The 21,658-nt window shown below is 41.4% G+C and carries 24 protein-coding genes and 1 tRNA gene; 13 read left to right on the forward strand and 12 right to left on the reverse strand.

Features of this window, described 5'->3' with window-relative positions; translation table 11 throughout:
• The first annotated feature begins 34 nt into the window (after window positions 1-34).
• Both BFS30_RS15365 and BFS30_RS15370 read left to right on the forward strand, forming a co-directional pair.
• Window positions 35-331, forward strand: a complete 297-nt coding sequence (locus BFS30_RS15365) for a pyrimidine/purine nucleoside phosphorylase (protein WP_069380100.1) — start codon at window positions 35-37, stop codon at window positions 329-331.
• On the forward strand, window positions 331-1,239 hold the full coding sequence (locus tag BFS30_RS15370; RefSeq protein ID WP_069380101.1) for a DMT family transporter: 909 nt from the start codon (window positions 331-333) through the stop codon (window positions 1,237-1,239). The genes BFS30_RS15365 and BFS30_RS15370 overlap by 1 nt, the downstream gene beginning before the upstream one ends.
• Before the next feature lie 88 nt (window positions 1,240-1,327).
• Here BFS30_RS15370 and BFS30_RS15375 read toward each other — a convergent pair whose 3' ends face one another.
• Window positions 1,328-2,101 (reverse strand): DUF2625 domain-containing protein, encoded by a 774-nt coding sequence (locus tag BFS30_RS15375; protein ID WP_208602979.1) that lies wholly within the window; start codon window positions 2,099-2,101, stop codon window positions 1,328-1,330.
• 294 nt (window positions 2,102-2,395) lie between these two features.
• Here BFS30_RS15375 and BFS30_RS15380 point away from each other — a divergent pair, with 294 nt between their 5' ends.
• Entirely contained in the window at window positions 2,396-2,650 is a 255-nt protein-coding gene (locus BFS30_RS15380; RefSeq protein WP_157262934.1) for a hypothetical protein, read from the forward strand.
• 85 nt (window positions 2,651-2,735) lie between these two features.
• Here BFS30_RS15380 and BFS30_RS15385 read toward each other — a convergent pair whose 3' ends face one another.
• The 5 genes from BFS30_RS15385 to BFS30_RS15405 all read right to left on the reverse strand — a co-directional run bounded on the left by BFS30_RS15385 (window position 2,736) and on the right by BFS30_RS15405 (window position 8,199).
• Window positions 2,736-3,206, reverse strand: coding sequence for a hypothetical protein (locus BFS30_RS15385; protein WP_069380103.1), 471 nt, complete (start codon window positions 3,204-3,206; stop codon window positions 2,736-2,738).
• 88 nt (window positions 3,207-3,294) lie between these two features.
• Window positions 3,295-3,840, reverse strand: coding sequence for a hypothetical protein (locus tag BFS30_RS15390; RefSeq protein WP_069380104.1), 546 nt, complete (start codon window positions 3,838-3,840; stop codon window positions 3,295-3,297).
• Window positions 3,841-4,055: 215 nt separating this feature from the next.
• Window positions 4,056-5,192, reverse strand: coding sequence for a lysine-epsilon-oxidase maturase LodB (lodB, locus tag BFS30_RS15395; protein WP_069380105.1), 1,137 nt, complete (start codon window positions 5,190-5,192; stop codon window positions 4,056-4,058).
• On the reverse strand, window positions 5,192-7,306 hold the full coding sequence (gene lodA / locus BFS30_RS15400) for a CTQ-dependent lysine 6-oxidase LodA (RefSeq protein WP_069380106.1): 2,115 nt from the start codon (window positions 7,304-7,306) through the stop codon (window positions 5,192-5,194). Before lodA ends, lodB begins: the two co-directional genes overlap by 1 nt.
• 383 nt (window positions 7,307-7,689) lie before the next feature.
• Window positions 7,690-8,199, reverse strand: coding sequence for a GNAT family N-acetyltransferase (locus tag BFS30_RS15405; RefSeq protein WP_069380107.1), 510 nt, complete (start codon window positions 8,197-8,199; stop codon window positions 7,690-7,692).
• A gap of 187 nt (window positions 8,200-8,386) precedes the next feature.
• Between BFS30_RS15405 and BFS30_RS15410 the strand changes: the two genes are divergently transcribed.
• Entirely contained in the window at window positions 8,387-9,205 is an 819-nt protein-coding gene (locus tag BFS30_RS15410) for an energy transducer TonB (RefSeq protein ID WP_069382462.1), read from the forward strand.
• 67 nt (window positions 9,206-9,272) lie between these two features.
• Here the strand turns inward: BFS30_RS15410 and BFS30_RS15415 are convergent, their stop codons facing one another.
• A complete protein-coding gene (locus BFS30_RS15415) occupies window positions 9,273-9,455 on the reverse strand; it encodes a hypothetical protein (protein WP_069380108.1) in 183 nt (60 codons plus the stop codon).
• Between the two features lie 53 nt (window positions 9,456-9,508).
• Here BFS30_RS15415 and BFS30_RS15420 point away from each other — a divergent pair, with 53 nt between their 5' ends.
• From BFS30_RS15420 to BFS30_RS15430, 3 genes are read left to right on the forward strand one after another with little or no spacing between them, the layout of a single operon-like run.
• A complete protein-coding gene (locus BFS30_RS15420) occupies window positions 9,509-11,176 on the forward strand; it encodes an ABC1 kinase family protein (RefSeq protein WP_083252066.1) in 1,668 nt (555 codons plus the stop codon).
• A gap of 18 nt (window positions 11,177-11,194) precedes the next feature.
• A complete protein-coding gene (locus BFS30_RS15425; protein WP_069380109.1) occupies window positions 11,195-11,797 on the forward strand; it encodes a GNAT family N-acetyltransferase in 603 nt (200 codons plus the stop codon).
• Window positions 11,794-12,696: a GNAT family N-acetyltransferase gene (locus BFS30_RS15430; protein ID WP_069380110.1), complete on the forward strand. Its 903-nt coding sequence runs from the start codon at window positions 11,794-11,796 to the stop codon at window positions 12,694-12,696. Before BFS30_RS15425 ends, BFS30_RS15430 begins: the two co-directional genes overlap by 4 nt.
• Before the next feature lie 9 nt (window positions 12,697-12,705).
• On the opposite strand, the gene BFS30_RS15435 is transcribed toward BFS30_RS15430, so the two are convergent.
• The 3 genes from BFS30_RS15435 to BFS30_RS15445 all read right to left on the reverse strand — a co-directional run bounded on the left by BFS30_RS15435 (window position 12,706) and on the right by BFS30_RS15445 (window position 13,798).
• Window positions 12,706-13,011: a hypothetical protein gene (locus BFS30_RS15435; RefSeq protein ID WP_069380111.1), complete on the reverse strand. Its 306-nt coding sequence runs from the start codon at window positions 13,009-13,011 to the stop codon at window positions 12,706-12,708.
• 12 nt (window positions 13,012-13,023) lie between these two features.
• Window positions 13,024-13,422 (reverse strand): hypothetical protein, encoded by a 399-nt coding sequence (locus BFS30_RS15440; RefSeq protein ID WP_069380112.1) that lies wholly within the window; start codon window positions 13,420-13,422, stop codon window positions 13,024-13,026.
• A gap of 305 nt (window positions 13,423-13,727) precedes the next feature.
• Window positions 13,728-13,798 (reverse strand) — tRNA-Met (locus tag BFS30_RS15445).
• Window positions 13,799-14,002: 204 nt separating this feature from the next.
• Between BFS30_RS15445 and BFS30_RS15450 the strand changes: the two genes are divergently transcribed.
• The 5 genes from BFS30_RS15450 (at window position 14,003) to BFS30_RS15470 (ending at window position 18,748) form a co-directional block, all read left to right on the forward strand.
• Entirely contained in the window at window positions 14,003-14,182 is a 180-nt protein-coding gene (locus tag BFS30_RS15450; RefSeq protein ID WP_069380113.1) for a histone H1, read from the forward strand.
• A gap of 131 nt (window positions 14,183-14,313) precedes the next feature.
• Window positions 14,314-16,515, forward strand: coding sequence for a glycoside hydrolase family 97 protein (locus BFS30_RS15455; RefSeq protein ID WP_069380114.1), 2,202 nt, complete (start codon window positions 14,314-14,316; stop codon window positions 16,513-16,515).
• Window positions 16,516-16,644: 129 nt separating this feature from the next.
• Window positions 16,645-17,457, forward strand: coding sequence for a helix-turn-helix domain-containing protein (locus tag BFS30_RS15460; protein ID WP_069380115.1), 813 nt, complete (start codon window positions 16,645-16,647; stop codon window positions 17,455-17,457).
• A 96-nt stretch (window positions 17,458-17,553) separates the two neighbouring features.
• Window positions 17,554-18,324 carry an isocitrate lyase/PEP mutase family protein gene (locus BFS30_RS15465; RefSeq protein ID WP_069380116.1) on the forward strand — a complete coding sequence of 257 codons (771 nt, stop codon included), beginning with the start codon at window positions 17,554-17,556 and terminating at the stop codon, window positions 18,322-18,324.
• A 43-nt stretch (window positions 18,325-18,367) separates the two neighbouring features.
• Entirely contained in the window at window positions 18,368-18,748 is a 381-nt protein-coding gene (locus BFS30_RS15470) for a YybH family protein (protein ID WP_069380117.1), read from the forward strand.
• 35 nt (window positions 18,749-18,783) lie between these two features.
• Here BFS30_RS15470 and BFS30_RS15475 read toward each other — a convergent pair whose 3' ends face one another.
• Complete coding sequence (locus BFS30_RS15475) at window positions 18,784-19,482, reverse strand: SDR family NAD(P)-dependent oxidoreductase (protein WP_069380118.1); 699 nt, start codon at window positions 19,480-19,482, stop codon at window positions 18,784-18,786.
• Between the two features lie 173 nt (window positions 19,483-19,655).
• Here BFS30_RS15475 and BFS30_RS15480 point away from each other — a divergent pair, with 173 nt between their 5' ends.
• Window positions 19,656-20,984, forward strand: coding sequence for an alpha-L-fucosidase (locus BFS30_RS15480; protein WP_069380119.1), 1,329 nt, complete (start codon window positions 19,656-19,658; stop codon window positions 20,982-20,984).
• A 92-nt stretch (window positions 20,985-21,076) separates the two neighbouring features.
• Here the strand turns inward: BFS30_RS15480 and BFS30_RS15485 are convergent, their stop codons facing one another.
• The gene (locus tag BFS30_RS15485) at window positions 21,077-21,538 is read right to left on the reverse strand and encodes an SRPBCC family protein (protein ID WP_069380120.1); all 462 of its coding nucleotides are present in this window, start codon (window positions 21,536-21,538) and stop codon (window positions 21,077-21,079) included.
• Window positions 21,539-21,658 lie beyond the last annotated feature (120 nt).

Consider the following 21,658-nt stretch of genomic DNA (forward strand, 5'->3'; position numbering starts at 1 on the left):
GAGGAGACAATAACCCTCAATAAGTACAAAAGCAATGGACAATACAAGTAATCCGATACCACACCATGTTTATTTTGATGGAAAGGTACAAAGCCTCGGACTGGAAACAGAAAATGGCAAGGCAACTTTGGGTGTGATGAAGAAAGGTACTTATGAATTTTCAACCTCTTCGCCTGAAAGAATGGTCGTGGTATCCGGTGTTATGAATGTGAAATTACCGGATACGGATTGGTTGAAATATACGGAACAGCAGGAATTCCATGTCACTGCCGGTATTTCCTTTGGTGTGGAATGCGATACTGATGTAGCGTATATCTGCTATTACGGATAATGAATACACATGTTAAAGGCTATTTCTGGGCATGTATTTCCTCTGCAACATTTGGCCTCATTGCGTTATTTGCTTTACCGCTCACGCAAAAAGGAATCTCACATGATTCTGTTTTATGTTACCGTTTTGCTGGCGCCTCTTTATTTCTGGCCCTATGGATGATTTTCAAAAAGGAATCGTTTGCTATCGCTAAAAAAGAGATGGGCTTATTGGCGCTCCTTGGGGTATTGTATGCATTATCCGCACAGTACCTGTTTTTGAGTTATGATTATTTAGGGGTAGGCACTGCCTCAACCATTTTATTCCTGTATCCGGTATTTGTTGCCGTATTGATGGCTGTGTTTTTTAAGGAAAAGATAAAGATGGCGACTTTAGCTGCTATTTTAATCGCCTTTTTAGGTATTTCCCTTTTATATAAAGGGGATCAGGGGAAGAGTCTTAACCCTTTGGGGATCGGAACCATCCTGCTCTCTGCACTGAGTTATGCGATTTATATTATCGTGGTGAATAAATCCAGGGTACAACACTTTTCAGGCTATAAGCTTACTTTTTATGTCATGGCGTTAAGCTCGGGTTATTTCCTGATAAAGGCACAAACAACCGGGGGACTAATGCTCCTTCCTGATACAGTTGCATGGGTAAATCTGGCTTTGTTGTCTTTGCTGGCTACCGCCTTATCCTGTGTCGCAATGGTGTTTGCCGTACAATACGTAGGTTCTACTGCGACCGCTATACTTGGCGCTTTGGAGCCTGTGGTTGCCGTAGCTGTAGGCGTGCTGGCTTTTAACGAGGCCATTACCGGAAGCCTGATTCTGGGCGTTTTACTGATTCTGATTGCCGTTTCTTTAATTGTACTGTCCGACTATTTTTATAAACGCCTGGCTGCACAAAAGATCCTGACAAAATAAAGCATTGATCTTTTTCGCCTGTTCAACCGAAGTCAATTGCCCAAGTAACTGAAAAGCTACTTCCATTGCGGTGTATGGGTTCGTTAATTTAATTTTTTTGTGGTTCTGCAGGGCTTTTTTGAACAAGCTCTCTTTGATTAGTCAGCACAAACTGAAAGAGTTGTTCTGTAGGTACGAGTTTCCGGCTGCATTTCTCGATATCCATGCCTTCTTTTGTCCATAGGTAGGGCTGAAAGCTATAGGATTTGCTTCCATCAAGTTTTGCAATAAACTTGTTCCAGGTAGACCACCTCAGGCCTTTGTAAAAGGCAGAAAGGTCACTGTCAAAACAGAAACGAATAAACTCAGTATAGCCAAGCCCAAGGGATTCCCATTGCAGGCTATTGGGTGCGAGGTAATAAATGGCTTTTAAATCTTCTCCAAAAGCACCGTAATTAATCGCAAAAAAGCCGCCAACGGCATCATCTGCAACCAATAGGTAGTCTGGTTTATCACCAAATTCTTTTATTGATTTTCCTTTATTCCATTCCGGAACAGAACGGTTCAGCCGCTCGTTCCCTGAACCTAAAATCCTCAGCCAGCCATTGTCTACCATAATGCCTCCGCTGTTGTAAATCACTGCACCCAAAGAAGAATAGGTAGAAACCTGAGCGTTAAACAATGCATTCTTAGCACTGACGGAATCAAAGCCCAGAACCTCGACCTTATTTTTTGCAGAATCTACCCACTTTTGAATCAGCGGCCATGCCGGGTCTGTTGTATTAATTAACTCATCCAGACTTTGCATTTTATTTTGTGCAGAAACAGTGAAGGAGAGGGTCGTAATTACCAGTATTAAGAGGCTTTTAGTTACACTTTTCATAGAAATTGAACTTATCTTTTTCAAAGATAGAATGAAAATACTGTTATCACATAAAATAGATGATTATTGTCACTCCATTTCATATCGTCCAGAATTTTGTTTTCTGCAGTTTTAAGCGGTGTTAACTATTTGTTTTACAGGTTGGAGGATGAAAATCAATTCTGCGTATTATTGGAAAGATTAGTCGGTTAATTGTTGATCATCAGCACTTAATAGTTGGTCTTAAATGAAGAGAACAAAGGTCTTAAATTCAGGTAATGGTATTTAATCATGACCTATAAACTCAGACCTATTATGAAGAATTCATTAAACACTAAACCAAGCGTAAAAATCCTAAGCCGGGCCGAACAAAAAGCAATATTGGGTGGTAAAGACATTCAGTTTTGTTTCGCTCAAAGCGCATCAGGAGAATTAACATTATTTAACGGAGCAAGCGGGAATCCTGCGGCAGCAGCGGCCAGTGCTCAACAAACTGGCGGGCATTGGTATTGTAAAAGTTGCGATACTGCCAGTTGGTTTCAACAGTACATTATAACCAACAGAGGCTGATGAGAACATTTCAGAACGTTGAAACAAAAAAGAGGTGCTTTATTTATAAAGCACCTCTTTTTTGTTGGCAATATATTGCAGTAGCTTACAGTCTGAATCCTACTCTTAGTGCAGCATAGGAAGTTCCTGCATCTTCTATCCTGATACCGGCATCGATGCGGTTGTTAAATTTGTACCCAACACCACCACCAACAAGGAAGCTTGTTCCATAATCGTTAAATCCGATAGCAGCACCTAAGTTAAAGTTGATGAAAACCTTTGGGTCAACGAAATACTTAACCCCACCTTTTAAGGGTAAAAAAGTATAGTTGCTGTAGAAATCATCATATTTAGGAAATAAGGTTTCTACCCCTGTTGCCAGGGTTAATCCCAGCTTTTTCTCTACTGGCCATTCCGCTTCCAAAATTCCACCAATACCTACGTTATAAGCTTTGCTGAAAGGAATTAACAATTCAGGTGACAGGGTTATTTTTGCTGATTGCGCAAATGATTTTGCAGTAAAGAACATACACATAGTTCCAATCAGTCCAACAATTAAAAGTCGTTTTGTATTCATAAGATAAGTAATTTAGTCCGATCAGCTTTTAACAAAGATTAGACCAATTCCCGATTTCTTAGGAATAAATTTCTTCACACCTGGTGATTTAAAAGGCGTCTTTAATCGTTAAACTGGTTGTTTCTGGTGCTCCCGGAATCCCGCCACCTAAAATCAGTTTTTTAACAACGTTGACAGGAGAGGAGATTTTAACATGATATTGTCCCTGAGCGTCAATGCTCACATCAGCCGTTGTAGACTGGTTAACAGGCGCGCTATAGAGTACAGATCCTGTAGTAACTGCGGTTCCGATACTGCAATTCAGGGCCATTAAGGCAGCAGTAGGATTGGCCGACATGATGGCTGTTGTGCTGAGTGTATATTTTCCTGGCCCACGGTTATTGAAGATGATGGTTAATGCGCTGCCCGAGTAGGCTCCATGATTGCCGCCATCTCCTGAAGTAGTGACTACCATGCCCGCTTTTCCATCTTTATTAGTCTGGGCAGAGGCACCTCTGGTATAAGTATAAGATCCGAGTTTCCAGCTGGATTCACCAACAGGTTCTGGTGCCGGATCGTTCTTTTTGCCTCCACCGCAGGAAAATAAAATAATTGAGGCACTTAATAAGGCGGCATAGGTTAGTAATTTTTTCATTGTCTAAGGGGGTTGTTTTAAAAAAAACAGACAAGAAATATGCCTGTCCCTTTATTTTCAATGAAAACACTGGTTTTAGGGTAGGTCTGACTACCTGAAATCAGGTAGTGAATACCGGATGTTTTACTGCTTTGGGATAAAAACAGGACAGTGGTAAAACTCAACAAAACAGTCGGCTTTCACAGGGCTATTTTGTTGAGTTGATCCTGGAATACTCAGGCATATTGTTCTCTTCTCAATGGAACGAAGGTATGCCGTCTTTTCCAGAAAGCGGATTCAGGCCAGCGTTGTTCTTTATGGTAAAACTGAAGCTTTAGCTCCTGATAACTATGGAAAATACGGCTGATATCCTGCTGATAACGATCAATAGCTTTAGCATCTCCATTATAGTTTTCAAGCAAAGCCCTTGCAGCCTGAAAAGCAGAACTTATGGCAAAACCAATACCCATAGAGGACAATGGGTCAAATGCTGCGGCTGCATCACCCACAGCAATAAAATTTTTCCTGCAGGAGAAATCATTGAGCTGAGAGAAGGCATTACGGGTCCAGAGTGCTTCATGGGATAAGGTCTCTGAGGTCCTTTGCCGCGTATGTACCGTTTGTTCCAGCATTTTACACCAGTTCGCCGGTTTGTGTAATTGCAATTCAGAAGCACGGTCTGCATCCGTAAAAAAGGTTACGGCCATTTGCTGCTTTGGTAATGCGGCAGTATACCACCATCCTTCTTCTGTAGCCTCCATAAACAGATCCTGACTGATGTTACGGTTGTCTGTTGTTTGCAAAAAGGCGCCGATTGCAACGAGCTGATCAAATCTTACAGATTCTATTCCCAGCTGCCTGCTGATGGTGCTTTGTCTGCCGGTCGCATCAACGATATAACGGGCGAGTACATCAAATTGCTGTTGATCGCGATGCTGAAAGCTGGCTTCCCAATGTTCATTTGGCAATTGTCTCAACGATTGACAACGGGTTCTTGGAAAGACAATGCCACCACGGCTCATCACCTGTTCCAGCAGATGAAGGTCAAACCTTTCCCGGTCTATCTGATAATTTGCTCCCTGTGAAGTAAACAGAGAATCACGGGTGTTGATATAGGAACTTCCCCATGCGGCCTTATTGCTGTAACCTTCTAAAAAACTATCTGGTCCAAAATCTTCTTTATGGATGTCCACATAGTCCAGGAGGTCAAACAAAGCCGGGCTCACATTCTCACCAACACGTGTATTGTCCAGAGCACTTTGCTCTACGATCATCACTTTAAGCCCGGAGTACCGCAACAGACTAAGTGCGGTGGCAGCCCCGCCGGGGCCGCCACCGATGATCAATACATCGGTTTGCATTGTTCTGTTCATTATCTTCTGCTTCTGCTACCGGAACGAGGTAGGGTTGCGGCTCCGGTAAGGGTTTCGATAGCTTTGAATGCAGCTTCTTCCATATGTTCAACCATATTGGCGGCCAGAAGACTGCGTTTCTTTACCTTTCCTTTATCAGGCTCGATATAGAATACAGGTAAAGTGGTATCCCAATCCTGTACGTTACCGCTGATCTGTCCGATATGAATCTCTTTATAGGTAAATAGGTCGTTATTCCTTTCCGTTTCCACAATAAAAGGATAACCATTCTCTGCATTGGCATTTTTATCCCTTAGGAAACCCAATGCATACCAGTATTCTACCATCTGCACAAAGCTGTTGATTCCTCTGGCATAATTCATCTGTTCGCCAGGAGGGACATGAGTGGCGGCTTGTCCTTCTGCAGTGAATTCTCCAACGAGTACATCCCATGGACTTTGTGGTGGCCACCAATAACTGTAATAGCTGGGTGGAAGTGGCGCTTTACTACCATCAGGGAGTGTTGCCTTGTTGGCATAAATGTCGGTAAAGTTGATGTATTGTACCGTACACTGGAAAAAGTCGGCCTGCCATGGACATGCCATACGCTTGGTCAGATCTCCGGGTTCGCAGCCACCACCTTCACACTCATCTCTGGAAGGAGTTAAGCCATTTGCCTGATACCAGGCTTCGTCTTTATACTGCTGAATCACATAAGGAGCAGCATATAGCACTGGATTTTGCAGACTCCAGGTAACTTCTATACCCGGGCACATCGGTAGTCCTACACAGTTGCCTACACTTCCGGCATCCAGCGGGTGAACCGGATACGGCAGGTAATCCCGGTTGTTGTCGAAATTGCCTTCCGCCCATTGAGCAAGTAAAAATAACTGCGTTTCATCCAGTGCCATGAATTTCATGATATTGGTATTGCTGACTGAGTTACTGCCAGAGTTGAGGGGCATCATTGGAAACATTTTTCCGGTTTCTTCGCTGCTGAAGAGTTGTTCCTGTGGGTATGATTGTCCGGATGAATTACCCTTTACAGGTGGCTCAGCATCATTCTGCCTGAAGAGGTTATAGAAATTCATCCGGTTAGTTTTGTTTTCAGGCGAAGGATCAGCGTAATCGAATGGTCCGTTTACGGCGGCCTGCATAGGCTGTACATTTGAAACCCATTGATAGCGGCCCATACGGTCAATTATCGGAAAGATGTCGCGATAATAGTTCGCTTTGAACTGAGGGTTCCAAATGCCGTTATTATACATTTGAGGAACCAGATTAAGGTTTCTGACCCCTACATCGAACATGGTATCGCTAAGCGTGGAAATATTGACAATTTCTGGAGCGAAATCAGGGGAACCTACGATGACCCATGCCGATAAACTTACTGCCGGGCTTCCATCATTAAAGGTAATCGTGCAATACACCGGACCATCAGAAATATCGTCATGCCAGGTGCTTGATCCGCCATAACTGGTGAGGGGAAGGTTACCTCCGGCACAACCGGAACCACCTAATACGATAAGACGACCTGATTTATCCGTCCACAATGCACCTAGGGTTTTTACTGCAACTCCATATTGTACGGTATCAGGAGGATATTGCGCCGGATATCCGGCAGGTACATTGTCTTTGTCAAAACCAACAGAGCTGTCCCGGCCGGAAATCGTACGGGGACCCGGATCCACAATTAGTGTTTGACGTTGAGCTTCAGTAACCATTTCCGGGTTTCTGAAAGGGATGTTCTGATTTTGATAGCTGTTTTCCTGACCATAAAGCAGGTTGCCCTGAAGTTCGGAATACTGGTACCAGGCGGCCTTTTTATTGGCCAGATGGACGGTCCATTCCATAGATGCGACTTCAGGTGAGTCGAGGGTAAGTTCATCTATTCCGTTGTCCTTGAAAACCCGGAATAACTGACCTTGTCTTTTAATACGGCCGGCATCATCCTTGAATTTGACGATGGGACCATTGCCATCACCATTAAACGGAAGACCTCCAATGGTGTCCGGGGATAGACAAATGTTGGATGGATCGTTAGGTGAGACAGCAATCACTGGACTGGGTACTGCATTAATGGGGCTATTGCCTAAACGGGCAACTCCCACAGAGGGATGAATCTGTAGTGCCATGTTCTTTGTTTTGCGTTAAAAATTAAACTTTAATTATATAAAGTTAACGAGCAATGAAGATGGATTTCAGGGTACTAATACCGTCTTTCTAAAACAGGTATTTTTACCTACAGATCATGCGGTACAGTGGATATGGTAAGGTATGTTGTTGCCGGACTGCTGTTTACAGTGATCATGAATAAATAATTACCTTCTTTAACATTATTTAACACTTTTAATTGCCATTATGTGGTATATTAGGGTATGAATTTAATCAGGGATGAATTAAGTTTAGTTAATTTAGTACAAATAGTACGGACGGGGAGCGGTTGGTTGCTGTCTCCCCGTTAATTTTTCCGGAAGTTTATTTCATTCTGAAAATTGCTTCGTTCAAAAGAACCAAATCAGCATTTTATTTCGAACAGGCATGCAGGGGCATTGTGGTAATGATCGGGTAGACCCTGAGTATCGTTCAGATCAAACATTCCAAGGAAGCTGAAACCGGCATTGGTATAATGGGCGATTAATTTTGAATTGTTTCCCAGGGTATCCAGGCGGACAAAATCTTTTCCATTTTCTGCTGCATATTTCTTGGCCCAGTCTACAATAATAGCGATGAAGTTTTTCCCTCTGAAATTTGGATTGGTGGCAATTCTGTGAATATAAATAGCAGCATCATTATTTTTTTCTCCCCAAATTTGTTCATCGCTGAAGGTGGTGGCCCAGATACAGGCGATTTCATCATTTATGATCAGTTTCCATTGCCTGTTTTCTGCAATTTCAGTCTCTACAAGTTGTTGCTCAAATTCAGGCCATATCACTACTGTTTCTTTTGATTTCTGATAAGCTGATGCGATCCTGTAAAGCCTGAATATTTCAGGAATATCGGCTGTATGGCAATTCTCTATTTTCATTTTATTGATCTGTTTAATTTTTAATACCTAAAGGTCGTATATCTGATTGCATTACAAAACCCGAAACTTGCTGATCATGTAAAGAAATATTCATTGACCTTATGGAAAGCTGACAGACCCGGCATCCATATTATAAATGTGCGGGAAGCAATTTTATAGTATGGTATTCACTTTAATCTTTAAAGCAATGTTAGGTTCAAAAATCGATTTATTTGGCAATGATTGGCTTGATGTAGTATTTGATCAAAAAAACAAAACTTACGGGGCTTATGAGCTACGCAGGCAGAACGGTTCAAATACTACCAAAGCGCTCTTTATCTCAGGAACACTTTTTATCCTGTTTTTTTTAACTCCTAAAATCATCAGTCTGATCAACGGAAAGGAAAGGGTAGACGATCCTTTAACCACAACTGTTGTTAAAATTGCGCCTCCGCCAGCGGTGAATCCCAAAACACCGCCTCCAACCATCATTGAGCCACCGAAGTCAGCGGTGCCGACTACAAAGTTTCTACCTCCGGTAGTGGTTGAAAACCCGACTGATCCAGATCCGGTAATGATTAAGGACCTGGCCATTGCGAATCCTGGTCAGAAAACAGACTTGGCTGATCCTGATGGGGATATTGTGATTACCGGCCCTACCGGAGAAGGAAAAAAGCAAATGGCTGCTGTAGAGGATGATAAGGTGTATGATATATTCGTAGCTCTTGAAGTGCAACCCGATTTCCCCGGTGGAATAAACAAATTTTATAATTACCTGTCGAAAGCAATCAGGTATCCTGCTCTGGCCCAGGAAACCGGGTTGCAGGGAAAAGTTTTTGTATCCTTTATTATTGAGCGGAACGGCACATTAACCGACATCAAAGTAGAAAAAAGGCTGGGTTCCGGTACCGATGAAGAAGCGATAAGGGTATTAAAAGCAAGTCCGAAATGGATCCCGGGTATTCAAAATGGTAAGGCTGTCCGTGTACGGTATAATATTCCGATCAGTTTCAGCTTATCTCAATAAGCACCTTATAGAAGAGAAAGGGGCATCATGACGAACATGGTGCCTCTTTTTTATGCGCTAAGTATTGCTACTGACTGTCCTGGTTTTGCGTATCCTGATCAGGAGTAATGTCGTGATCATCCAGTGCTTTATGGTAACCTAAGGAATGTTTGATTCCTCCCCAGGCAGTTAACATTAAGATAATGTCCTCATCCTTAAGCGGTCCGCTTACCTGACCCTTGCAATAATCTAAAAATTCCTTTTCTGTCATGCGCCAAAATTATGGATTTTGTTGTTAAATTCGGAGCAGTAGCATAAAACGGCATGGTTCTAGGTGCTGATCTAAATAAGAAAGGCGATAAAACCATGATGGAAAATCAAAAGAAAAAGCTCAAAAGAACGGTATCTCTGGTTAAAATACTGGCAAAGTATGGATTTGGAGAGTTACTCAACTATACGAATAATCAGACGGAAGGAGAGATTTCATCACTCAGTGTTTATGAGCGCATCAGGATGGCGCTGGAAGAGCTGGGACCTACCTATGTGAAATTCGGACAGGCTTTTAGCAGCAGAGAGGATCTTTTGCCCAAAGAAATGATTCTGGAACTTCAGAAATTGCAGGATAATGTGGAGGCTAAGCCGATGGATGTCAGGGAATTGCTGAATACCGATTTGGGTGTAGATCCGGACGAATTCTTTGCAGAAATTGATCCGGAGCCCTTTGCTTCCGCCTCTATCTCCCAGGTATATAAGGCAACACTGATCAACGGACAGCGGGTGATCTTAAAAATAAAACGTCCCGGAATCCGGGAGGTTGTCGCTTCAGATATGCTGATCATGAAAGATATCGCAAAGCTTTTAGTCAATTACAGCGAAGCATTCAGGAGGATAAACCTGGTTGAGGTACTGGAAGCATTTGAAAAATCTATTTTTCAGGAATTGTCTTTTCTTAATGAACTGGCCAATATTGACCGTTTTTCCAGGAATTTTAAGGGGAATGAATCCATTTATCTGGCTAAGGTTTACCCGGAGTTATCCAACGACAATATCCTCTGCATGGAATTTTTGGACGGTGTAAAAATAAGTGATAAAGACGCGCTCCTTTCCATGGATTTAGATCCTGCTGCCATTGCAAGAAAAGGGCTTGATCTCTACCTGATTCAGGTATTGGAGCACGGTTTCTTTCATGCAGACCCTCATCCGGGGAACCTGATGGTACTCAGAAGCGGAAAGATTGCCTTTATTGATTTTGGTTCTATGGGGAGCCTGACACCTGTAGAAAAAGAAATGCTGGAAGATTTTGTTTCTCATTTCATGGCCCAGGACGCAAAGCGCCTAATTGCGGTCATGAAAAAGATGGCGATACGCTTCAATGTAACGGATGAAAATCAACTGGAAAAGGATATTCATGGTTTTTTTGACTTGTTGGATGGTGCCTCACTGGAGCAAATGGACATTAAAGAAGTGTTGGGTAAATTTTCGGCAATTCTGAATAACAACGAAATCCTTATGCCCGACCACCTTTATCTTCTGGTCCGTGGAATTGTACTGATCGAAGGAATTGGCCGTGCCCTTGTTCCCGATTTAAATATCATAGAAAGTTTAAGACCTTATATCTTAAAAATAGCTTTCCGTAAACTGAGCCCGGAAGAATTAAAAAAGAGTGGCTTGAAGTTGTTGAGAACGCTTACTGAGGCGATGAAAACAATGCCCGACGATGTGCAGTCTATCATCAGCAAACTGAATAGCGGGGAGTTAAAAGTTCAGCAGGAAGTACAGGGCTTATCTGCTTTGAATAAAATGATGGGCAAAGGGATCAACAGGATGGTGATGGCGGTGGTAATGTGTGGATTACTCATCAGCTCCTCCGTATTGATCTTAGCGGATAAACCGCCTAAACTTAGCGGAATACCTGTGCTTGCGTTAACAGGTTTTTTAATCAGTATCGCCTTAGGCCTTTATATTTTAATCTCTTCCCGTCCTAAAAATTAATCCCTGTAATTTAGTGAAATGAACAATACATTTGACCCCGAAAAAGATTATCTTCTCGAAGATAATTATGCCTTGCTAAGACCTTTAAAGTCAGGTGATTTTGAACTGTTAAAGAACTTTGGAATTAATGAACCGGAATTATGGAAGTTCTCTTTGCAGAATGCCGGAACTGAAGAAGGTATGCGGGAATACCTGAAAGCGGCAATGGAGAAGAGAAAAAAAGGAACAAGCTATTCTTTTATCGTGTTTGACAAGACAAAAAATGAATATGCCGGTTCTACCAGGCTTTATGACATTGATGTTGCCAGCAGGAATTTATCATTAGGATATACCTGGTATGGGAAAAACTTCCAGGGAACAGGCCTCAATAAACATTGTAAATACCTGCTTTTTGAATTCATCTTTGAGCAGATGGAATTTGAACGGGTGGAGTTCAGGTTAGACAGCGAAAATGAAAGAAGTATGCAAGCGATTAAAAGCCTTGGATGTACTTTTGAAGGTGTACTCCGAAACAATGGATACAGAACTGATGGAACGAGAAGGAACTCTGCCGTATTGAGTATGCTGAAAAGCGAATGGCTGGAATCTAAAAAGGAACTGTTAAAAAATAAGCTGATTTGAAAATAGAACATAAAGATTATAAACTTTTGCATCAGTACGAGGAGGATGAAAAACTACGAACAAGTTTCAATCTGCTGACAGAAAAAACGTATCATTTTGATTTCGAAAAATGGTATCAGGCCGGATATTGGGAGGACAACTGTGTTCTCTATTCAATTGCCGACAAAGACCAGGTGATTGCTCATGTTACGGTGAATGTCATAGACTTTATCGTGTTGGGCGAAGAAAAGAGGTTTGTGCAGTTGGGTACGGTGATGACCGATCCTGAATATAGGAACCAGGGTTTAAGTCGTATGCTGATGGAAAACATCATGCTGGAATGGGAACATAAATGTGATATGATGTACCTGTTTGCAAACGATGCGGTATTGGATTTTTACCCTAAGTTTGGTTTTGTACCGGTATCCGAATATCAGGCATTTTATAAACCGGAGGCAGTAATAAAGGGCCCGGCATTTAGAAAAATGAATATGGACGATGCTAAAGACCGTGATTTACTCTATCATACGGCAAAATACGCCAGTCCATTGTTCAAAATCTCCATGAAAGATAATGCCGGACTGGTTATGTTTTATGCCAATTATTTTGACAGGTTTAGCTTCCGGGATAATTTTTATTATATAGAAGCGCTAAAAGCAATTGCGGTTGCCGAATACGAAGAGGGGACATTGGTCCTGTACGATATTTTGGCTTTGGAAAAGATAGAAATTAAAGAAGTTATCCATGCTTTAGCAAATGGTAAGACCGGCAAGGTTTCGCTGAGATTTATGCCGGATCAGACAGAAGGTTATGAAATAAGTCTTTATAAAGAAGATAATTCTACTCTTTTTGTGCAGGCGAAGCAGCGTAAATTGTTTGAGGAACATCAGTTAATTTTCCCCATCCTGTCTCATACCTGAGTTTAGGGGTTAATAGCTAGGTTCTGTAGAGATCAAATGTTCGTCAATCTCCTTTAGCAATTTTTCGTAAAAAGCGTCGGTATTGAATTCATCTAAAGGAACATCCATATTCAGGTATTTACCATAAAAGCTCTTTACCAATAATTTAATCCGATCCGGATGGTCATCTTTATGGCCTCCCGGAATATCAGAGTATTTATCTATGTGACATACATATAGGTAATGATTGCCATTATATTCAAAACTTTTAATCTTGGAATCTAATTTATTAGGGTCAACCTCTAGAGATAACCTGACCTGGTCCTGATTTTTCATACAACTAATGTACTATTTTAAATTTTGAAACAACACAGGGCCGGTCCCATTGTCCTCTTCATTTTTATTTAAAATGCTAAAGATCTTTACGTATTTCTCTGCTCCGAACCTCATGGTTACCCGGAAGGTATAACCACCATAATTGACTTCTTTGATAAAAGCGTAGAGTACTGGCTTAAGAAATTCTATAAACCGGATCGAATATCCCTCAAAGTCAGGTTCAATGAATTTCACTTGATAAGCCTCTCTGAATTCATAGAAATTGAAGTTAATAGCCTGTTCAGTAACATCTACAAATCTTGTCTTGTAGGTGATGTTAGCATTTAAGGCATAGTTAAGCCTGATATAGGTGATGATTTTATACTGCAATAAATCTACGGTATCGCGGTAATCAATGGACAGTGTTTTCATATTCCCTCCCAGTTTTGAATTGCAATAATGCTAAAAATATTAGTAAAAATATCAATTATTTTGTCATTTAATCAATTAAATTTTGAGGGCGCAAACTAAAGGCTATCCGATGAGAGATAGCCTTTAATAACCAAAGTGTAAATTAAACGAGTACTTAATGTTTGTGCTTCGCAGCATGAAACCTTAAAAAAGCAACTGGCAATGAGTAACCAGCAGTTTTTTACGCCAGACTGAGCATCTGACTAAAATTTAAACAAAACATGGAAAAGTTTAAGCTAAGTCTGAAGACCTTCGCTACCACTTAGACGTCATGAGCGGAATCGAACCGCCATTCTAGGTTTATGAAACCTGTGCCTCGCCACTCGGCCACATGACTATTTCTGATCAGCTTTCCTGCTGATGATGGAACAAATATATAAAAGTCTACTGAATTAGTAGTATTTATTTGTAATTTTATTTTTAATCCTTATGTTTACAATATTAAGCGCATTCAGAAGGGTATAGAGCCTATTTTTTATGCCATTTGATTTAGCGCTTGAGACAGATAACTAAGAAAAAAACTAATTAATTAAAAAGAACCATGAGTAAATTCGCAAAATTAAAAGAAGTAGTAGCTGCAACAGAAGCAGACGTAGAAAAATTTTATAAAGGTGGTAACAGTGCTGCAGGTACGAGAGTACGTAAAGCCTTACAGGAGATCAAAGGCCTTGCTCAGGAGATCCGTACAGAGATCACCGAAAAGAAAAATGCCGCAAAATAATTAACGGCCTGATGCCGCAGGATCTTTAGGTACAGAACCCTAAAACCAGCTGACTCAAAATAACGGGAATGTTCTATTGGGAACGTTCCCGTTAAAATTATATATTTGCTTTCACACCTAAATATTATAATGTGAAACGGATATTTATCGCCTTATTGTCTTTATGTATTTCCACTGAACTGGTAAATGCACAAGACCTGAAATCGCCAGATGGCAAACTGCTGATGAACTTCAGCATCCAGAATGGAGGAATACCAACCTATAAGCTGACTTATAAAGGTAAAGTCGTACTTAAACCAGGTAAACTTGGCCTGGAGCTGAAGGATGAAAGACCTCCTGCGAAGTTTGGTGCCGAGATGGGAATGAAATCCGGAACTGACAACCCAAAAACTTCTTTATATAATCAATTCGCAATCGCAGAGACCAAAACAACCAGTTTCGACGAAACCTGGCAACCGGTTTGGGGCGAGCTGAAAAATATAAGAAACCATTATAATGAGCTGGCGGTTACGCTAAATCAAAAAAATACAGACAGAAATATCCTGATCCGCTTTCGCCTTTTCAATGATGGCCTGGGATTCCGTTATGAATTCCCGCAACAGAAAAATCTGAACTACTTTGTGATCAAAGAGGAAAAAACTCAGTTTGCCTTATCCGGCGACATGAAAGCATATTGGATCCCTGGAGATTATGATACCCAGGAATATGATTATACGACTTCTAAACTTTCAGAAATCAGAGGATTGTTCCGCACCGCGGTAACAGACAATTCTTCTCAGACTCAATATTCCGAAACAGGGGTTCAGGCTCCGCTGATGCTGAAAAGTAACGATGGCCTTTACATCAGTATCCATGAAGCGGCATTATTGAATTATTCTACCATGAACTTAAACCTGGATGATCAGCACATGATTCTTGAGTCCTGGTTAACTCCGGATGCAAAAGGGGATAAGGGATACATGCAATCTCCTGCAATTTCTCCCTGGAGAACGGTTATCGTGAGTGATGATGCCCGTGATATTTTAGCTTCAAAAATGACTTTGAACCTGAATGAACCTTCCAAAATAGAAGATACCTCATGGATTAAAACCAGTAAATATATAGGGGTCTGGTGGGAAATGATTACCGGGAAAAGTTCCTGGGCTTATACCGACGAATTGCCTAGTGTACAGTTGGGGGTAACGGATTATACGAAAGTAAAGCCGAATGGTAAACATGGGGCAAATACGGCACATGTAAAAGAATACATTGATTTCGCCGCCAAACATGGTTTTGACGGTGTTCTGGTAGAGGGCTGGAATGTAGGTTGGGAAGACTGGTTTGGCAACTCTAAAGATTATGTGTTTGATTTTGTAACCCCTTATCCGGATTTTAACGTAACTGAAATCAGGGATTATGCTAAGAGTAAAGGTGTGAAAATGATCATGCACCATGAGACTTCAGGTGCGGTGAGGAACTATGAACGCCATATGGATCAGGCTTATCAATTCATGAAGGACAATGGATACGATGCCGTAAAGAGCGGTTATGTAGGAAATATGATCCCTCGTGGGGAATACCATTATGGACAGTGGCTGGTGAACCATTATCAATACGCGTTGGAAAAAGCAGCAAAGTATAAAATCATGCTGAATGCACATGAAGCCGTACGTCCGACAGGAATCAACCGTACTTATCCTAACCTGATTGGTAATGAATCTGCCCGTGGTACGGAATATCAGGCATTTGGAGGTAGTAAAGCAAACCATGTTACGATTTTGCCCTTTACCCGTCTGATTGGTGGCCCGATGGATTATACCCCGGGTATTTTTGAAATGGACATCTCCAAAATCAATCCGGATAATAAATCTCACCTGAATGCAACGCTGGCCAACCAGCTGGCATTGTATGTAACGATGGCCAGCCCGCTCCAGATGGCTGCCGATCTGCCGGAAAATTACAATAGATTCCTGGATGCTTTCCAGTTTATCAAAGATGTGGCAATGGATTGGGATGATAGTAAATATCTGGAAGCCGAACCTGGTGAATATGTTTCTGTAGCCCGTAAAGCTAAGGGAACGAACAACTGGTTTGTGGGCTGTGTAGCAGGAGAAGATGGATATACTTCAAAAATTTCTTTTGACTTTTTACAGCCCGGGAAAACTTATGTGGCTACGATTTATAGCGATGCAAAGGATGCCCATTATAAAACAAACCCACAGGCTTATCAAATCCGAAAAGTCCTGGTAAACAGCAAATCAAAACTAACCCAGTTTGCTGCTCCGGGAGGGGGATATGCAATCAGTATCATTGAAACGGATAAATCTCAGGCAAAAGGACTGAAGAATCTGTAAGTATTTCAGTTAATAGAAAAGCAAAAGCCTATTTTTCAAATAAATAGGCTTTTGTTTTTTACAACGGGTGGTTCCGATTTGTACAATTTCGTGACGGATTTAAACTTGAATTTTAGTTAAATTTAAATCATGGAATTCAAACACTTCCTTCCATCGGCAATCTTAAAGCCTTACATCAGGCATTATTATAGTTTTGAGTCAGATTCAGCTACGGAATTTGATGATATTGTATTTCCAAGCGGGGATATGGAAGTGATTTTTAACCTTGGTGGAGGAACCTGGGAATCTTCGGTAGAAGGTAACTTCATCAAAACCCCGCCAATAGAATTATGGGGACAGATTACAAAACCATTGCCCATAAAATCTAAAGGAAAACACAGCATGCTGGGCATTAAGTTCTTTACCCATTCGGCCGCTTATTTTTTTAATGACGAGATCGGCGTATTTAATGATCGGATTTTTGACCTTTCCGATATCCTCGGAACTGCTGTAAAAGGCTTGCATGAGCAACTGCTGGAAACCACAGATCTGACCCAAAGGCTCGGACTACTGGAGCGGTTCTTAATTCAACGCCTGGTCGCCAACGAGAAGAAAGTGTTTAAAGTGGATAAAGTAGCCGATATTTTAAAAAGTATAAAAAGGAATCCCGAAGAAAACAGCATCGGTAACATCGCTTCCAATCATGGGATTACGCCCCGCTACCTGCAAAAGTTAATTTATCAGAATACAGGGCTCTCTGCAAAATCTTTTCATAAAATCAACAGGTTTCAGCATAGCCTGCAGCTGATGGCTAAGAATGATCAGCCTTTCACCTCCATCGCTTATGAATGTGGCTATTTCGACCAGTCGCATTTTATCAGGGATTTTAAATCGTTTACAGGTACCACTCCTTCCGACTATATCGAGAACAGATCGCCTGTTAATACCCTATTGCAATCCTAAAATTTTATTCTGTTCCGGTTTGTACAATTTCGGCGTTTTCTGCCTCAATACCTTTGTTTACAATCAATTATTAAACAAAAGTATAAAATCAATTGTATGGGAACTTTTAAAAAATTTGTAGAACTGCATCAGAATACCACTCCTTTTTTGCTGGGAAATATATGGGATGTAAAGAGTGCTCAGGTCTTCGAGGCCAGTGGTTATCAGGCAATCGGCACTTCCAGTCAGGCATTGGCAAATTCATTTGGTTATGAAGACGGAGAAAAACTGCCATTTGAAATCATACTTCAGCTGGCGAAAAGAGTGGTGGAGCTGGTTCAAATTCCCTTTTCGGTGGACCTGGAAGGGGGGCACAGCAGAACGGTCTCCGGAATCATTGAGCATATCGAAAAACTGCATGATGTTGGTGTGGCCGGAATCAACCTGGAGGATACGATTGCCGGCAGTACAAGAACGCTGCAGTCTGTTGCCAACTTCCAGCAGCTGCTGCTGGCAATATCGAACCATATCGAACGCAACAATTTAAAGATCTTTTTAAACATCCGTACGGATGGTTTTCTTCTGGGGATGCCTGCTGCCCTTCAGGAAACACTTTCCCGCATAAATGCCTATCAGAACTCCGGTGCAGACGGAATTTTTGTTCCCTGCATTACAAAGAAGGATGATATCATTGAGGTGGTAAAATCAACCAGCCTTCCAATCAATGTCATGTGTATGCCTGGCCTTCCGGATTTCAAACAGCTGGAGATGTTGGGGGTAAAGCGGATCAGCATGGGCGGATTCTTTTTTAACAGGCTTTATGAGGATGCTTTAAAACGCTCGGCAGCCATCGTTAACGAACGTGATTTTTCAGCTATTTTTTCATGATTAGTCGCCCGTATTCATTCAAATCAAACTAAAATTTATAAATATGAACTTACCAAAAAAAGCAGAAGATGCGCATGCAGCATTAGCTGCGGCCTTCAACACGGGCAATGTGGCCACCGTCATGAGTATGTACGATGTAACAGGAGTGATCGTGCCGGAACCCGGAAAATCCATATCTGGAAAAGAGAACTTTGAGGAAGCAGTCAAAGCCCTTTTATCAATTAAAGGAAAAATGGAAATCAAAACGGTTTATTGCCTTCAGGCAGGAGACATTGCGGTAGCAAGATCTGAATGGAACATCACTGATGGAGATGAAGTCAAGGTCAGTGCCAAAGGGATTGAGGTCCTTAAGCAACAGGACGATGGTGGCTGGAAGATTATCGTTGATCATGCCTTTGGGGCGGAAGCGGATCTGCTTGCCTAAAATCAGCTCTGCCGGTGCTAACCGGCAGAGCTTCCTTATAGATCTATATCTTTCATAGAAGGCATGTCTATTTCCTTGACACAGCTTGCATTGCTGGTCTGGATCACAAAATTTAGTGCACTGATGACATCAGAAAGAGGGATGAGCGTTTCATCATGTTCCGCATCTGTTGCTAAATCTCCCAGGTTAAGTGCGGTAATTCCAATGTTGTCTTTTCTCAGATGGGTTCTTAAGGACTGAACTACGCCACGCAAGGCAAATTTTGCTGCAGAAAAAATAACAGCTTGCTTATTGTGGTTTTCCAGGCCAAGAGTGGAACCTATAAATATGATTTTTGCATTCTCAGACTTTCTGAGGTTGGGTAGAAATGACTGTACAGACAGGATGAGGGAAGTTATGTTGGTATGAATAATTTCTTCGATTTCATCAACAGCCAATTGTTCGAAATCATAATCTGCGTTAAAAGCAGTTTTTTCCCAGATTCCCACATTGTAGATCAGATAGTCAATCTGTTCTCCTCCAATTGCGTGTTGAATTGCTTCTTTCGCATTTTTAACATCAGAAAGGTCGGCCTGGATCCAAAAATGTCTGTCATTTTGTGTATTCAGGAAATCCGGCCTGGTACGCGATATACCAAAGACTTTATCTTCAGCATCTGGTAACTGATTAAAAATGGCCTTCCCCAATCCTTTACTGACACCATAAATTAAAAAGGTTTTCTGTGTAAGTTTCATTTGACGTAAATTTTATTGCTGCGGATTGAAAATGTAAAACTAAATGATTAACCAGATTTTGATGTCATTTAAAAAACAAATACCGGACTGCCAATTTCGCTTAATGATTTGACAGGATCTCAGAATTAATTATGGCTATTGCAACTATCTTTATAATAGCCAATTAAACACATATGAAAAAAAATATCCTGTTGATCACGATGATGATCTTTATGACCTGTGCTGTCTTTGCCCAGAAGAATTATCTGGAAGAATCAAAAGAAGCAAAAACCAAACGCATGCAGTGGTGGGATGATGCGACCTTTGGAATGTTTATCCATTGGGGAATATATGCAGTGCCTGCCGGTGAATACAATGGTAAAGGTGGTGGAGCGGAATGGATTATGGAAACACATAAAATTCCAACCAGTGAATATGAAAAATATGCTGCCCAGTTTAACCCTCAGCAGTTTGATGCGAAACAATGGGTCAGCATTGCAAAAAATGCAGGAGTGAAATACATTGTGATCACTTCGAAACACCATGATGGCTTTAGCATGTGGGATAGTAAAATTACCAAATACGACATCATGGATGCTTCGCCTTTTAAAAGGGACATCTTAAAAGAATTGTCTGATGCCTGTAAATCAGCGGGTATAAAATTCGCCCTCTACCATTCTATTATGGATTGGCACCAGCCGGATGCAAAATCAAAAGGTTCTATCCATCAGAACACTGCTAATCCAGATTTTAACAAATACCGTGAAGAATATTTAAAACCTCAGCTGGCAGAACTGATTAAAAAATATGACCCTGCTATCCTTTGGTTTGATGGGGAATGGATTCCGGAATGGACAGAAGAGCAGGGGAAAGACCTTTATAATTACCTGCGCAACCTCAAACCTTCTTTGATCATTAATAACCGGGTAGGAAAAGGCCGTGATGGAATGCAGGGCGTGAAGAAATACAAAGATGCAGCAGGTGATTATGATACCCCGGAACAGGAGATTCTGGCAGGTGCCGGACAGGATTATTGGGAAAGCTGTATGACGATCAACAACAACTGGGGATTCGTAAAAGCAGACCACAACTGGAAATCTGCACAGACTTTAATCGATAACCTGGTAGATATTACCGCGAAAGGAGGAAACTATCTGTTAAATGTAGGGCCTTCTGCAGAAGGATTAATTCCCGGGCCAAGTGTAGAAAGATTAACGGAGATGGGCGACTGGTTAAAGGTGAACAAAGAAGCGATCTATTCGACAAAAGGTGGTCATCCTTATAATGATGGGCCGAACATCAGGTTTACTCAAAGTAAAGATGGTAAATCAACTTATGCCATTTTTAATAAAGCCGAAAACAACGAGCTGGTAATCAATGCCGTTCAACCAAAAGAGGGAGCTAAAATCTATATGCTTGGCGTTCAGCAACCGTTGGAATGGAGTAAAAAAGGAAATTCTGCAGTCATCAAATTGCCTGCAGTACTTCCCTGTAAATATGCATGGGTAATCAAAATGAATTAACCCTTTTAGGATAACCTGGTTTTGGAATCCCCGTAAAGCGGGCCTTCAAAACCAGGTTTATAATTGATCAGATACAGCTTTAACAAGAGCTGCTATTTAACTCCCTTCGGAAATTTATCCGCAATTAAGTTCAGGTTGATGCCATGTTCCATATAGGCTTTTAGCCCATCAACAACAGTAGTAAATCCGCCACTCGCCCCACTGATCTCTGCCATAAGCTGGTCTCCTGTAGTACGGAAGCCATACTGTGTGATTTTAACATAGGTGGTATCATCGCCCATCGGCTCAAATTCAAAATCAACTATAGTGGAATACTGGTCCCAGTCGACCGATATCTTTCTGTTCTCTATAATTTCCCTGACGAATACGGTGCTGGAAACGTCATACATTTCCCATTCCCAGGTGATACTTTTTCCCGTTTCAAGTTTGCCACTTCCTTTCGTGAACCAGAAATTTTTAGTGATCTCCGGATCTATAAAGGCCTGAAATACTGCGGCTGCCGGCCTTCTTATCAGCATTTGTGCTTCCACATAAGGTGTTTTCTTTGTTTCCATAGGTAGTTTAAAATAGAATGATTACCAAATTAAACATTATAACCTGAATTCTTAGCAAGGAAACAATTTAGGGCTAAAGCCATACGTTTTTTCAATACTTTCGTGATTTAAAACCAGGAC

It is taken from the genome of Pedobacter steynii, assembly GCF_001721645.1.
Classification (GTDB): Bacteria; Bacteroidota; Bacteroidia; order Sphingobacteriales; family Sphingobacteriaceae; genus Pedobacter; species Pedobacter steynii_A.